9 protein-coding genes are annotated in these 14,989 nt (G+C 32.7%); 2 read left to right on the plus strand and 7 right to left on the minus strand.

Features of this window, described 5'->3' with window-relative positions:
- Positions 1–258: 258 nt before the first annotated feature.
- Positions 259–2,013 (minus strand): DNA primase, encoded by a 1,755-nt coding sequence (dnaG, locus tag ERCISPPA3004_RS01485; protein ID WP_157990364.1) that lies wholly within the window; start codon positions 2,011–2,013, stop codon positions 259–261.
- 159 nt (positions 2,014–2,172) lie between these two features.
- On the minus strand, positions 2,173–2,388 hold the full coding sequence (gene rpsU, locus ERCISPPA3004_RS01490) for a 30S ribosomal protein S21 (RefSeq protein WP_157989110.1): 216 nt from the start codon (positions 2,386–2,388) through the stop codon (positions 2,173–2,175).
- Positions 2,389–2,754: 366 nt separating this feature from the next.
- On the opposite strand from rpsU, the gene tsaD reads away from it, so the two are divergent.
- The gene (gene tsaD / locus ERCISPPA3004_RS01495) at positions 2,755–3,753 is read left to right on the plus strand and encodes a tRNA (adenosine(37)-N6)-threonylcarbamoyltransferase complex transferase subunit TsaD (RefSeq protein WP_157990678.1); all 999 of its coding nucleotides are present in this window, start codon (positions 2,755–2,757) and stop codon (positions 3,751–3,753) included.
- Between the two features lie 718 nt (positions 3,754–4,471).
- Positions 4,472–4,882: a dihydroneopterin aldolase gene (gene folB / locus ERCISPPA3004_RS01500; protein WP_157990365.1), complete on the plus strand. Its 411-nt coding sequence runs from the start codon at positions 4,472–4,474 to the stop codon at positions 4,880–4,882.
- A 238-nt stretch (positions 4,883–5,120) separates the two neighbouring features.
- On the opposite strand, the gene argS is transcribed toward folB, so the two are convergent.
- From argS to aceE, 5 genes are all read right to left on the minus strand, one after another.
- On the minus strand, positions 5,121–6,854 hold the full coding sequence (gene argS / locus ERCISPPA3004_RS01505; protein WP_157990366.1) for an arginine--tRNA ligase: 1,734 nt from the start codon (positions 6,852–6,854) through the stop codon (positions 5,121–5,123).
- A gap of 627 nt (positions 6,855–7,481) precedes the next feature.
- Positions 7,482–8,435, minus strand: a complete 954-nt coding sequence (gene trxB, locus ERCISPPA3004_RS01510) for a thioredoxin-disulfide reductase (protein ID WP_157990367.1) — start codon at positions 8,433–8,435, stop codon at positions 7,482–7,484.
- A 190-nt stretch (positions 8,436–8,625) separates the two neighbouring features.
- Entirely contained in the window at positions 8,626–10,068 is a 1,443-nt protein-coding gene (gene lpdA, locus ERCISPPA3004_RS01515) for a dihydrolipoyl dehydrogenase (protein WP_157990368.1), read from the minus strand.
- Between the two features lie 162 nt (positions 10,069–10,230).
- The gene (locus ERCISPPA3004_RS01520) at positions 10,231–11,766 is read right to left on the minus strand and encodes a 2-oxo acid dehydrogenase subunit E2 (RefSeq protein ID WP_157990369.1); all 1,536 of its coding nucleotides are present in this window, start codon (positions 11,764–11,766) and stop codon (positions 10,231–10,233) included.
- 18 nt (positions 11,767–11,784) lie between these two features.
- The gene (gene aceE, locus ERCISPPA3004_RS01525; RefSeq protein ID WP_157990370.1) at positions 11,785–14,448 is read right to left on the minus strand and encodes a pyruvate dehydrogenase (acetyl-transferring), homodimeric type; all 2,664 of its coding nucleotides are present in this window, start codon (positions 14,446–14,448) and stop codon (positions 11,785–11,787) included.
- Between the last annotated feature and the right edge of the window lie 541 nt (positions 14,449–14,989).

Genomic DNA, 14,989 nt, shown 5'->3' on the forward strand with positions numbered 1-14,989 from the left:
CCATACTTCTAAAAATTAGATTGATCTTGGACGGCCATCTGCCAAGAGTAATAGTATTAGGGTTGTGATGATGATCACAATACCCTATTCAAAAAATTATACATTTTTAATTCAATTGGTAAAAATACCAACGTTTTATGTTAGCAATGGCTAAATTATTCTTTGCGTTATCAATAGAATGAATATTAAGCAATACTATTATTAATCACTTGTGGAATGTTTCTTTTTTCTATTATAGAAAAGTATTTGATAAATTAATTATGTAGTATGTTTAATAGCTTGACTTAATGCCCATAATGCACGACGCTCCTGGCTGTTTAAACCATTGACACGATCACGGGCAATAAGGTTTTCCAGTTTTAATTGCTGAGATCGTTGATAAAGATTATCAAAAGCGTCTAAAAACATAGTTTTTATTTGTTCATCAACAATCATGTGGTTCCAGATTGCCAGTCTTTCAAGGTGTTTACTAAATTTTGTATTGCGGTATAGTTCTAACAGTTGCCCGGTTGTTAAAAAAGGACAATTACGGCAAGTTTTTAATAGGTGAAAAAAAAGATTTAAACCTGGTATTTTTGCTTTTTCTAGTCCATTTATTGGTGGTATGATATTAGATAGAGCAGGGTTTTGGACTAATAAACCAATTAATATACGCATAGTGGTGTTTCTTTCAAAAAATGAGTGTGTAAAAACAGGTTGTTTATTTTTGATTTTTTGTAATAAAAATTTATTCAACCGACCTTCATCGATTATTCCTAACTTATTACCTAGCTCTTGTAGTAGATATATGCGTAAAAGCTCTCCTGGTATCATTTGAATGAGAGGCAACACCAGAGTACTAAGTCTTGCTCGTCCTTCTGGATCGCATAGATTAACTTGTGAAATTAGTGTGGTAAAAATTAATGTTGACATAGGAACGGAATTTTGAATACGCATTTCAAATAATTTTTGGCCTTCTTTACGTATGATCGTATCAGGATCTTCTCGTTCAGGTAAAAACATAAACCGTAATTGATAGCCATCTTGCATATAAGGTAGTGCAATTTTTAGCATGCGCCATGCAGCATGACGTCCAGCATTATCTCCATCATAGCAACAGATTACTGTGTTTGTTATACGAAATAGTGTCTGAATGTGTTTATCTGTAATAGCAGTGCCTAAAGATGCTACCGCATAATCTACTCCAAACTGAGATAACGCCAAAACATCCATATATCCTTCTACAACTAGTAATTTTGACGGTTGAGAATTCTTCTTTAGTGTTTCGTACAAACCATATAATTGATTACCTTTATGAAAAATTATAGTTTCTGGTGAATTGAGATATTTTGGTATTCCATTGTTAAGGATTCGTCCTCCAAAACCAATTACACGACCTAGTTTATCATGAATAGGAAACATAATTCGTTCACGAAATCGATCATAAGTTTGTCCTTGAAGATTTTTAATAAGCATTCCAGTGTCAAGCAATAATTGACGATACAATGCGTTATTTCCAAAATATTTCAATAAATTATTCCATCCAGGTGGGGCATATCCAATAGAAAAACGTTGAATAACTATCTGACTAACTTCGCGTGCTTCAAGATAATTTTTTGCTACTGATGATAATGTTTGTTTTAAGATTTTTTGATAAAAAAGACATAGATCATGCATGAATTTATATAAATTTTTTTGGTGAGTATATGAAAAAACTTTTACACTATTATTTGTATTATATGGTATTGGTAGATTACAACTAACTGATAACTCTTCAATGCTTTCAATAAATGTTAAATGATCATATTTCATGAGAAAATCAATTATATTTCCATGTGCACCACAACCAAAACAGTGAAAAAATTGTTTTTCTCCATTGACAACAAAAGAAGGGTTTTTTTCTTTATGGAACGGACAGTGCGTATAGTAATTCTTACCTTGTTTTTTTAATGTAAGACGAGTATCGACAAGATCAACAATATCTGTACGTCCTAGAAGGTCCCTTATAAATTCAGGTGGAATACGTTGTAACATGATATCCTATTAATAGTTATAATGTTCTCATGTGAATTATGAAATCAATTGAAACTTCATAAGTATCAAACCAACAAAAACAAGCCGTGTTCTCCTATTAAAAACACGGCCAAATTAATAAGCAACTATTTTATCAAGCTGGTAAAATCATTTTATATGTCAATAAAGACGAGTGTGACGTGCATTTTCCCGTATTAATTTCTTTGCGTGGCGCTTAACAGCAGATGCTTTAGCACGTTTTCGTTCAGTTGTTGGTTTTTCATAAAATTCACGACGACGAACTTCAGCTAAAACTCCTGCTTTCTCACAGGAACGTTTAAAGCGGCGCAGTGCTACGTCGAATGGCTCATTTTCACGTACTTTTATTACTGGCATGCAACCCTCACATTAAAACATATAGTTTTTTGTTGTCTTTTTTGGCAATCAAAAATATGTTTTATATTAAAATATTTAAATTTACCTTAATGTCACCTGCATTGTAAAGCAAATATAGCATAAAATAAATAATAAATAGACTGGATTTTAATTCAACAGCTAAGTGAAATTCTATACCATTCATTAATTTTTAGTGATAATAGGTTAAAGACTTTGAGGTATTTTTTAATATGATTAATTATTAATTAATATAATTATATTATATAATAGCATACTTTTAAGTTATTGGCAGTATGTTCTAACTGACGTCATGTCTATAGGAGCATCTTTTTTAATATTATATATTGTAAGTATAAGGTGAAATTAATGCGCGTGCTTGGTATTGAAACATCCTGTGATGAAACTGGAATTGCTATTTATGACTCTTATGCAGGTTTAATAGCAAATCAAGTGCATACTCAATCAGAGGTTCATGAGGCTTACGGTGGTGTAGTTCCTGAGCTAGCTGCTCGTCATCATCTTCAACAAACTTTACCACTCATACAGGCTGCGCTACAAGAATCTAAATTAACAGTAAAGGATATCAATGCAGTTGCTTATACTGCAGGCCCTGGTTTAGTTAGTGCTTTACTAATAGGGGCATGTATTGGGAGATCGCTCGCATTTTCTTTAAATATTCCTTCTATTGCTATTAATCATATGGAAGGACATCTTCTTTCGCCAATGTTAGAAAAAAATCCCCCAGATTTTCCGTTTATCGCGTTATTAGTATCTGGTGGTCATACGCAGTTAATTAGTGTCACTGCAATGGGTTGCTATGAGTTACTAGGAGAGTCTCTTGATGACGCCGCAGGTGAGGCTTTTGATAAAATTGCTAAATTATTAGGATTAGGTTATCCTGGCGGTCGAGAACTATCTAAAATTTCTCAACATGGTGTACCTGGACGTTTTATTTTTCCAAGACCAATGACTAATCGACCTGGATTAGATTTTAGTTTTTCTGGTTTAAAAACCTTTGCAGCTCAGACTATCTATAATAATGCCAATACACAACAAGTTCGCGCTGATATTGCTTGCGCTTTTGAAGATGCGGTAATTGATACATTACTTATTAAATGTCGACGTGCTTTAGATCGAAGTGGCTTTAAACGATTAGTGGTTGCTGGAGGAGTTAGTGCTAACTGTTTATTACGAAACAAACTGGCAGATATGATGACAGGACGTAATGGAGAGGTCTTTTATGCTCGTCCTGAATTTTGTACAGACAATGGAGCAATGATTGCGTATGCTGGCGCGATTCGTCTGAAGGGGATAACACATGATTCACTTGATATTAAAGTGTATCCTCGTTGGCCATTATCTTAACTATTTTAGTATATGATGATACTGTTTATAGGTTCTTGTTATTTTGATTAAATTGCTTAAAAAGAAATCTGTATAATACACTTTTATTAAAGGTTTTTTATCTTTAGTATTACATATTAAAGAAAAAAGAAAAAAGAAAAAAGAAAAAAGAAAAAAACAAAAGATTATGTTATTGTGTGATTTGTTTAATTACTATTGAGTAATTAAAAACTGATAATTATATCATAGAATTATATATAATGTTACAATAAGGTGGTTTTAATATTAACTTTTTGAAATAAATCAATATATTAAGGAACAAAAGCGGTAAGACATAGATAAGATTTGATCTTAAATACGTCAAAGTAATAGATTTTATAAAAATATAGTGAAATTATTTATTTCAGTATTCAAGACATGAATAGCTTGTTTTTATTATTAATAATAAAGATAAGATTTTTATTTACAGAAAATTATAGTGTTAAATACATTATTTTATATAAAATTATATATACTATTCTTAATAGTCATTTATGTTTATTTTTTTGAGAATTTTAGAAATCCTTTTAGTATGCATCTGTGTTCTAATTTTATCTAATTTTTTACAATGATTTAAATTTTGATATATTATAATATATCAAAATAACAGATAGTAGCGTTTCTATATTTATGTAATACCATACCTGAAGATATACTAAACCTAATATAATTGGTTACTATATAATTAAAGAGAAATATTATGGATATAATATTTATTGATAAACTCAGTGTGATCACTATTATTGGTATTTATGATTGGGAAAAAATCGTCCCGCAAAAATTGTTGCTTGATCTTCAAATAGGATCAGATTCTAGCAAAGCGGGTATGAGTGATAACATAAAAGATTGTTTAAATTATACTAGTATAGTAGAAGCTGTTATAACTTTTGTGAGTAGCGGGCAATTTTCATTAATTGAACGTGTAGCAGAGGAAGTGGCAGCCTTATTACTTAATAAATTTTCGTCTTTATGGATTCGCGTTAAAGTTAGTAAACCAAGCGCAGTAGAACAGGCAGAACAAGTTGGCGTTATAATTGAGCGCGGATGTATTACAGAGCCCATCGCATGCATACATTGCAGTCATAGAAAATTTCATACAAGTGTATCATGATAAGTGAAGAATATTTATTCTATATCTTATAGAATTGGACCGCTTACCATATTAAATTATATCTTCGATAGGATTAGAAATACAAATTATAGATATGCTCTTACAACAATCAGAAACTTAATATAGTGCTCTTGTCATAGAGTCTGACATTATGATTGCTTATTAATAGGCGCTTTGGATCATTGATGGACCTATATTAAATCTAAAATTGACTATATTTGTTGATCAAGTTATTTATTTACATATGATCTAGAGTTTTAATACCTAAAAGAGTTAATCCTTGTTTTAAGGTTTTTGCTGTTAACTGCGCTAATTTTAAATAGCTTTGTTTAATTTTTTTATCTTTTTCTTCAAGGATCTGGCAAGTTTCATAAAATTGTGAAAATTTAGAAGATAAAGCATACAAATAAGCGCACATTATGTGAGGCATTCCATCATGAGCAACTTTTTTTACTGTTTCATCAAATTGTAATAGATTAAGAGCTAATTCTACTGAATGATTACTTGAAAGGTATGTAGATCCATTAAATCGTTTTTTTAAGTCGATGTTTGCTTTACGAAATATTGATAACACTCTAGTATAAGCATATTGTATATAAAGGGCAGTATTACCCTTTAAAGATAGCATGTTATCCCAATCAAAAATATAATTTGTAGTTCGATTTTTTGCTAAATCGGCATATTTCATTGAGCCAATACCAATAATTTCCGCGATGGTTTTTAATTTTTGTTTTGGTATATCTGGGTTTTTATCTAATACTAACCTAGTAGCACGATTTATGGCTTCATCTAGTAAATCAGATAATTTAATAGTATTACCGGTTCTAGTTTTAAAAGGTTTTCCATCTTTACCTAACATCATCCCAAACATATGATGTTCTAATTGGACGTTTTCTGGAACATAACCAGCCTTGTGAGCGATCTGCCACACTTGAGCTAAATGTTGTTTTTGACGTGAATCAATATAATAAAGGATGCGATCTGCATGTAGAGTTTCGCAACGATATTTCACGCAAGCAACATCAGTTGTAGTGTATAAATAAGCGCCATCCTTTTTTTGAATAATTACTCCTGTCAGCTCACTAGACTTATTGCACTCTGCATTCAGAAAGACTACTACTGCATCTTGACTTTGTACTGCAAGTTTTTTAGACCTGAGATCAGATACCATATCTGGCATCATGTTTTGATATAAACTTTCTCCCATTATATTATTAGATGTTAGTGTAATATTCATGCGATCATAAAGTATTTGATTTTGTTTCATGGTGATATGTACTAATTGTTTCCACAGTTTTCGGCAATAATCATCGCCATTTTGTAGTTTTACAACATAATCGCGAGCACGTTCAGCAAATTTTACATCTTTATCATATGCATGTTTGGCTTTACGGTACAGAATTTCTAAATAATTTAAAGTAATGTTTTCGTAATTTTTAATTTTCTTTTCTTCTAGAAAAGCAATCAACATGCCAAACTGAGTGCCCCAATCTCCAATATGATTGGCACGTATCACATTGTGCCCAAGAAACTCCAGTGTTCGTACCATAGCATCACCAATAATAGTGGAACGTAAGTGACCAACATGCATTTCTTTAGCTACATTTGGTGAGGAATAATCTACAACAATAGTCTGTTTTTTGATAGGTGTAACACCCAGTTTATTTTTTTCTAATATATTGTCAATTTGTAAGGCTAACCATTTTGGTTCAAGAAAAATATTCAAAAATCCTGGGCTTATGATTTCAACTTTTTTGGCGATCCCGTGAAGATCCAACTTTTCTAAAACTTGTTTTGCTAGTTTTATTGGTGATAGATTCAATTTTTTCGCTAATGCCATCATGCTATTTACTTGATAATGCCCGAACTTTGCTTGTTCCGACTGACAAACTTGCGGTCTATAATTTTCTGATAAACCTGATAAAAGCATAGCTTGACTAATTTTTTGTGAAAGAAAGTTCTGAATATTCACTATTTTACCTTCAGATATTGATCGGTTATAGTAGTTTTAATGTGCTTATTATAAACAAAAGCCATACGAAAAAGATTATTGTATTTTCCTGTTATTGGTCATTTTTTTAAAATATATTTTTCAAAAGTTATTAGATCAAAAGATTTACGAGATACTCTATAGCAGAGTTGCTATATAAACAATAAAAATCATTTTTATAGTCATCATATTCGTTTGTATATGTAATGTGTATTATTAATAGGGTTTTTAAAACTTGTAATAGTATATTACATATCTTCTTTTAGTATATTGCAAAAGTTAAGAAGTATGATTTAGACATTTTAAGTTAACCGACGTTCATGACTATAAAAATAAATATTGAAAATTATTTACTTCGCATCTTTTGGTATCGATTGTAAATAATATTTGCATAGGTTATAGTTTATTCAAATAATAAGTAATATGATTTATAATCATTATTCTTATAGTTATATATAATATAATATGTATACATTAGCAACTAATGTAACTATAAATATAGTTTATAAAAATTAGTGACTATAATATAATTAATAAATTAGAGAATTTTTATGCATTAAAATAGATCCTTGACCTTAAAAAATTAAAACTCGGATTACCCAATAAGTTTTATGTTATATTATCCAAATAACGCTCCGCATCACGTGCTGCCATGCATCCGCTTCCTGCTGCGGTAATAGCTTGCCTGTAAATATCATCTACCACATCACCAGCAGCAAATACGCCAGGTATACTGGTTTGTGTGGCATTACCATACATGCCAGATTGCACTTGAATATAACCGTTACGCAAGGAAAGTTGATTATAAAATATTTTTGTATTTGGGGTATGACCTATAGCAATAAATACACCGGAGATTGTTAAATTTTTTGTTAAAGTCTCTTGCGTTGAGCGCAATCGTAATGCATTGACGCCATTTTGGTCACCTGAAACTAAATCTAAAGTATAATTAGCATGCAGAATAATATTTTTTTGATTGATTTTTTTGTAGAGACGGTCTACAAGAATTTTTTCCGCACGAAAAGTATTTCGACGATGAATAAGGTGAACTTCAGAGGCAATATTAGTCAAATATAATGCTTCTTCTATCGCGGTATTGCCGCCACCAATGACTGCAACTTTTTTATCTCGATAAAAGAAACCATCACAAACCGCACAAGCGGATACGCCTCGTCCTTTAAATGCCTCTTCTGAGGGTAGTCCGAGATAACGAGCTGAAGACCCAGTCGCAATAATTAATGCATCAGCACTATACCTATTTTTCTCACCATATAATAAAAAAGGTTTTTTTTGAAGGTTAACGTTTATAATTTGGTCATTAATTATCTGAGTATTAAATTTCAGCGCATGCTCATGCATTCTATCCATCAAGGCTGGCCCCGTTAAATCATAAGCATTACCTGGCCAATTTTCGACATCGGTTGTAGTGGTTAATTGTCCACCCTTTTCTACACCTGTGATTAATACTGGATGTAAGTTAGCGCGTGCTGCATATATAGCGGCAGTATAACCAGCTGGACCTGAGCCTAAAATTAATAATTGACTATGCGTGAGATCACCCATATTATCCATCCTTTTTTTTCACTAGTACAATATTGGGGTTTATAAAAACCCCTTTAAAGTATAAGAATTCTGGGAAATTGATGTATTATTCACTTAGAGGTATATAAATATATGATATTTTTTAAGAAAATTATGCCATATAAGAACTTTGCTAGCATTATAGACACATAATGTATAATAGCTCACTACGTTAGCGTGATTCACTAAAGTTTTTACTGTATTTTAGATTCAGGATATCAGTGATACTACCTTCAAATACTTGTGCTGTTAAACCAATTGACTCGTGCAGAGTTGGATGAGCATGAATAGTTAGTGCGATATCTGCCGCGTCGCATCCCATTTCAATAGCCAAACCAATTTCACCTAAGAGCTCACCGCCATTGCTTCCAATAATTGCACCACCAATAACACGATGTGTTTTTTTATCAAAGATTAATTTGGTCATGCCATTTGTACAATTAGATGCAAGAGCTCGACCTGAAGCGGACCAAGGGAAAGTGGAGACTTCATAACAAATGTTTTGTTCTTTAGCATCTTTTTCAGTGACACCAACCCAAGCTATTTCTGGATCAGTGTAGGTAATACATGGAATAACTTTTGGATCAAAATAATATTTTTTTCCAAAAATTACTTCAGCTGCAATATGACCCTCATGCATTCCTTTATGTGCTAGCATTGGCTGTCCAACTACATCACCAATAGAAAAAATATGTGGAATATTAGTGCGCATTTGATTATTGACAGAAATGAAACCGACTTTATCCACTTGAATGCCAGCCTTTTCTGCTCCACAGTTTTTACCATTGGGTGAACGACCAACTGCTATTAAAACCGCATCATAACGCTGTACGTCTATAGGTGCTTGTTTACCTTTCATGGTTACATATATACCATCTTTTTCTGCTGTAACAGATGTCACTTTACTTTCCAACATAATCTTAAATTGTTTAGAAATATATCGAGTAAAAAACTGCATGACATCTGTATCTGCAGGAGGAATTAACTGCGCAGACATCTCAATAATTTCAATTTTTGAGCCAAGAGAATAATAAATTGAAGCAATTTCAAGACCTATAATTCCGCCGCCTATTATAAGAAGTCTCCCTGGTATTGAATTTAATTCAAGCGCAGAGGTGGAATCCCAAATCCGTTCATCATGATATGGAACACCTGATATTTTAATAGGCGATGAACCTGTCGCGATAATTGCGTGATTAAAAGTAATAGTAGTACACGAACCATTTTGTAGAATAACTTCTAATGTATTAGCGCTAGCAAACTTACCAACACCCTGTATTATAGGTACTTTACGCTTGATTGCAATACTAGATAATCCTCTACTTAATTTGTGAATAACTTTTTTTTTCCAATTACGTATTGCCTCAAGATTTATTTGTGGATCACTAAGAACTATATTGTTATTTTTAAGTTCTTTAATTTCCTTGAGTACTTTTACAACATGCAGTAAAGCTTTAGAGGGAATACAGCCTACATTTAGACAAACTCCACCTAAATTTTGTTGATGTTCTACTATAGTTGTCTGAAAACCCAAATCTGCTGCGCGAAATGCTGCAGAATAACCTGCAGGACCACCTCCGATAACAACAACTTGAGTTTGAATGCGATCAGTCATTAGAACCTCCTAATGTTCATGGATCATCTGATTATGATGTTATTATAAATAATTATTTTTTGTTTTTGTTATGCTTAATAATTATGAGATATTATCCAATAATTACATAATGTAATGTACAAGAAATGTATACTAATGATAGATATATATCTAATTATAGATTTACATTACTAGATAGCGAATATCAGATATTGTTTTATTTAGTATAGTAATAAATCGTGCACCATCAGCCCCATCAATGACGCGGTGATCAAAGGACAAAGAAATTGGCATAATTAAGCGTGGTATAAATTTATTGTCATGCCAGACAGGCTCTGTTACGAATTTAGAGATACCAAGGATAGCCACTTCTGGTGCATTGATAATAGGTGTAAAATGAGTTGTTCCCAAACGACCAATACTAGAAATAGTAAAACAACCGCCTTGCATTTCTTTTGTAGTTAATTGATTATTACGTGCTTTTGTAGAAATATTGCTTAATTCATGAGATAGTTCAATAATACCTTTTTTATTCACATCCTTAAGGACTGGGACTACTAAACCATTTATGGTATCGATAGCTATGCTGATATGGGTGTATTCTTTTAGGATCAGCTTCTGTTCATCTAAGGATAGTGAGCTATTAAAGCGTGGCATTTTTTTTAGTGCTATAGCAACAGCTTTTATAATAAATACTAGAGGGGTGAGTTTTATTTCTAGATTCTCGTTAAGTGCTATACTGTTTTGTTTTTTTCGGAATTTTTCTAAATCAGTGATATCTACTTTGTCAAAATGGGTAACATGTGGAATCATTAGCCAGTTTCTTTTTAGGTTTGCGCCAGATTTTTTTTGGATACGAGTCATGGATACTTCGTTAGTTTTGCCAAATGTTGTATAATCAATTATTGGCCATGGCGTTATGTTTTGTTCTATATTATTCCCTGTGATGATTTTATTGGCATTTGAAGTGTTATTTGTTGTATGTTGTATATGTGGCATTAAGTCTTCTTGTAAAATTCGTGATTTATATCCAGTGCCTGTTATATTATCAAGATTAACATTGAATATCCTCGCTAAACGTCGAATAAAAGGAGTGGCATGAATGTATGCTTGATTTTTAATAAATTTGGTTTTATGTATAGAGTGAGTTACCCCTTTTTCTGATGAAAAAGATTCTTCTATGCTTTTAATATGAACGATCATCATAAGCATACCAATTGAAATTATCTCTCCATGTTTGATTTTTATTTCATATACTCTGCCTGCAATAGGGGATTGGATTTCTATTAGATTTTGCTGCTTGCTTTCTACGAGAAGTATTGGTTCTTTTATGCTAATGTTATGATCTACGGCAACTAAGATTTTAATAACTTTAACTGAATCATTATGAAGTTCTGGTAAATGAAGACCTGTGTAGGAGCTTATTGTCGGTAAGAACTTTTCTTTTATGCAATGATCTGTTAAAAATTCCCCAGCGCTATCTTCTTCTGCAACATCAAAGATCATTATGACTTTTCCGGTATGTATTTTATCTCCTAGGTTGACTTGAATCTCTTTTACTACACCAGATTTTGGAGAAGGTATTTCCATAGAAGCTTTCTCACCTTCAACAACTAATAGCGGTTGCTCATATTCAATTACATCACCAATCTTTACTAAGATATCAGTAACTTCAACTAAATCAGTCCCAATATCAGGAACAGAAATTGCAATAGTCATTTTGTATTACCTCTTAAATTAAAGCAAATATGGATTGCTTTTATCAGCGTCAATTTTGAACCTTGTAATAGCTACTGATATCTCTTTTTTATCAATGGTATTATTTTTAGCTAATGCAGTTAATGCAGCAATTACTATATAAGCACTATCAATTTCAAAATGATAGCGTAGGTTTTTGCGACTATCTGATAAACCAAACCCATCTGTACCCAGTACTCGATAATTATTAGTTGGAATAAAGCTTCGAATTTGTTCAGCAAATAACTTCATATAGTCAGTTGATGCTATGGCAGGTTCATTATTCATGATTTTGGTGATATACGGGATTCGTGGTGTTTTAGATGGATGCAACATATTCCATCGCTCACAACGTTGACCATCACGAGCCAATTCAGTAAATGAAGTAACACTATAAACATCAGACCCTATATTATAGTCTCTCTCGAGAATATCTGCTGCTTGACATACGTATTGTAATATAGCACCTGATCCTAATAATTGTACTTTTCCTGCAGAGCCTTCTTTGCTATTTAGTTTATATATACCCTTGCAGATTCCATATTCAACTTCTGACGGCATACTGGGCATATGGTAATTTTCATTTAAAGTAGTAATATAATAGTAAATATTTTCTTGTGCATGGCCATACATACGAATTAAGCCATGATGAATGATTACCGCTACTTCATAAGCATATGCTGGATCCCAGGATATACAGTTTGGAATGGTCAGAGCATGGATGTGACTATGACCATCTGCATGTTGCAATCCTTCACCATTGAGAGTGGTGCGACCTGAAGTGCCACCAATTAGAAATCCGCGGGCCTGTTGGTCACCCGCTGCCCATAATAAGTCCCCAATACGTTGAAAACCAAACATGGAATAATAGATATAGAAGGGGATCATAGGTATATTATTTGTACTATAAGATGTTGCTGCTGCTAACCATGAGCAAGCTGCACCCATTTCGTTAATCCCCTCTTGAAGGATCTGCCCTTTTGCGTCCTCCCTGTAGTATGCTACTTGTTCGCGATCTGATGGATTATACTGTTGTCCATGTGGGTTATAGATCCCAATTTTCCGAAACAAACCTTCCATTCCAAATGTACGCGCTTCATCCGCAATAATGGGCACTATTTGTTCTTTAATGCTTACATTCTTTAATAAAAGATTCAAGACACGTACAAATGCTATAGTAGTTGATATTTCTTTATTTTGTTCAATCAATAAAGAGCGAAATTCTTCTAATGATGGTATTTCTAGTTCTTTATAAGCAGTTTCTTGACGCATAGGCAGATATCCACCTAGTTTTTTGCGTTGCTCGTGGAGGTATTTATACTCATCGGAGTCGTTTTTAAAGGTTATATAAGGTAAGTGTTTAATACTTTCGTCATCTACTGGAATTTGAAAACGATCTCGAATATAACGTAGTCTATCTAGGCTCATTTTTTTTACTTGATGGGCAATATTTTTTCCCTCAGCTGTTTCACCCATTCCATAACCTTTTACTGTATGAGCAAGAATAACAACTGGTTTATTTTTGTGGTCTTGTGCTTTTTTGAGTGCCGCGTAAATTTTTGTTGGATCATGACCACCTCGGCTAAGATTCCAGATTTCATCATCGGTCATATCCTCTACAAGTTTTGTTGTTTCAGGATACTTTCCGAAGAAATGTTTACGTATATAAGAACCATCTTTAGATTTTAAAGTTTGATAATCACCGTCAATAGTTTCATTCATCAGCTGGACTAATGTACCACTGGCATCCTTATGCAATAGCCGATCCCAGCCTCCTCCCCAAATGACTTTAATGACTTCCCAACCTGCTCCAGCAAAAATCCCTTCCAGCTCATTAATAATTTTGCTGTTTCCTGTTACTGGCCCATCTAATCGTTGTAAGTTGCAATTAATAATAAATATTAGGTTATTTAACTGTTCCCGACTTGCAATAGTAATAGCACCTTTAGATTCTGGCTCATCCATCTCACCGTCTCCTAAGAATGCATAAACAGTTTGCAAGGATGTATCTTTCAGGTTACGGTGGTGAAGATATTTTAAAAATTTAGCCTGATATATTGCCGCCACAGGACCGAGACCCATTGAAACAGTTGGAAATTGCCAAAAATTTGGCATGAGTTTAGGGTGGGGATAAGATGGTAACCCCTCTCCGTGAACTTCTTGCCGAAAGTTGTCCATTTGTTTTTCAGTGATCCGGCCTTCTAAAAAAGCACGAGCATATATTCCTGGAGATATGTGACCTTGAAAATAAACTAGATCACCTCCATCTTTTGTGTTGAGCGCACGGAAAAAATGATTAAAACATACTTCATATATAGTAGCTGCAGACTGGAAGGATGCAATGTGACCACCTAATTCTAGATTTTTTTGTGACGCACGTAGCACGATTATGATTGCATTCCAACGAATAGCAGCACAAATACGATCCTCTAAAATCATGTTACCTGGGTATTTTGGTTCATCCTCTAGAGCAATAGAATTAATGTAATTTTTTGCATATGTATGAGCATTGGTTTGAATTCCGCTCTTACTTGCAGCTTTTAGCACTTCATTGATTAGGTATTTAGCACGTTCTGTGCCTTCTTCATGAATCACTGACTCAATTGAATCTATCCATTCTTGGGTTTCAATTGGATCTAAATCATAATTAAAATGTTTTGACATAGATGTATTTCCTGTTATACCTCATCTGTTAAATAGTTAAACATCATAGTTTTGATTTTAACGTAGATTAACGCATGAACATAGGATGGATCCTGTATGATAATATTTAAAAAAATCTATTTTTAGAACAAGAGATAGTAAAAATCTCACCAGTGTTATTTTTTCAATTATTCATTGTGATCTTTAACAAGACTGAACTTGAAGTGGAATTATCTTTATCTTACTGCATATGAGGCTCTTTGGTGTTTATATAGTGTCTATATATGCTTTAACAGATACATTATTAAAGTAAAGATATACTCTATTTCATGATGCTGGTTATTATTTTATTATAATATATTGATGTAATCTGGCAGAATTACCAAGAAGATTATAGAATCGTGACAGAATCTATTCATCTAAAAATATTAGTCAATTACTCACCTTTGAGCTATACAAATAAATAATTTTATTTTAATGAATACTTATTCATTCTCTTATTTGTGATGTATGAAAATATTTAATTAACTTTTACGCTATATATTCCAAATGGCTTAGCAGA

Origin of the sequence: Candidatus Erwinia haradaeae (genome assembly GCF_900698995.1) — a bacterium.
GTDB classification, from domain to species: Bacteria; Pseudomonadota; Gammaproteobacteria; order Enterobacterales; family Enterobacteriaceae; genus Erwinia_E; species Erwinia_E haradaeae_C.

Coding starts and splice junctions, on each gene's coding strand:
- dnaG (WP_157990364.1), bottom strand. CDS start 2,013: ATGTTACAACGTATTCCACCTGAATTTATAAGGGACCTTCTAGGACGT.
- rpsU (WP_157989110.1), bottom strand. CDS start 2,388: ATGCCAGTAATAAAAGTACGTGAAAATGAGCCATTCGACGTAGCACTG.
- tsaD (WP_157990678.1), top strand. CDS start 2,755: ATGCGCGTGCTTGGTATTGAAACATCCTGTGATGAAACTGGAATTGCT.
- folB (WP_157990365.1), top strand. CDS start 4,472: ATGGATATAATATTTATTGATAAACTCAGTGTGATCACTATTATTGGT.
- trxB (WP_157990367.1), bottom strand. CDS start 8,435: ATGGGTGATCTCACGCATAGTCAATTATTAATTTTAGGCTCAGGTCCA.
- lpdA (WP_157990368.1), bottom strand. CDS start 10,068: ATGACTGATCGCATTCAAACTCAAGTTGTTGTTATCGGAGGTGGTCCT.
- ERCISPPA3004_RS01520 (WP_157990369.1), bottom strand. CDS start 11,766: ATGACTATTGCAATTTCTGTTCCTGATATTGGGACTGATTTAGTTGAA.
- aceE (WP_157990370.1), bottom strand. CDS start 14,448: ATGTCAAAACATTTTAATTATGATTTAGATCCAATTGAAACCCAAGAA.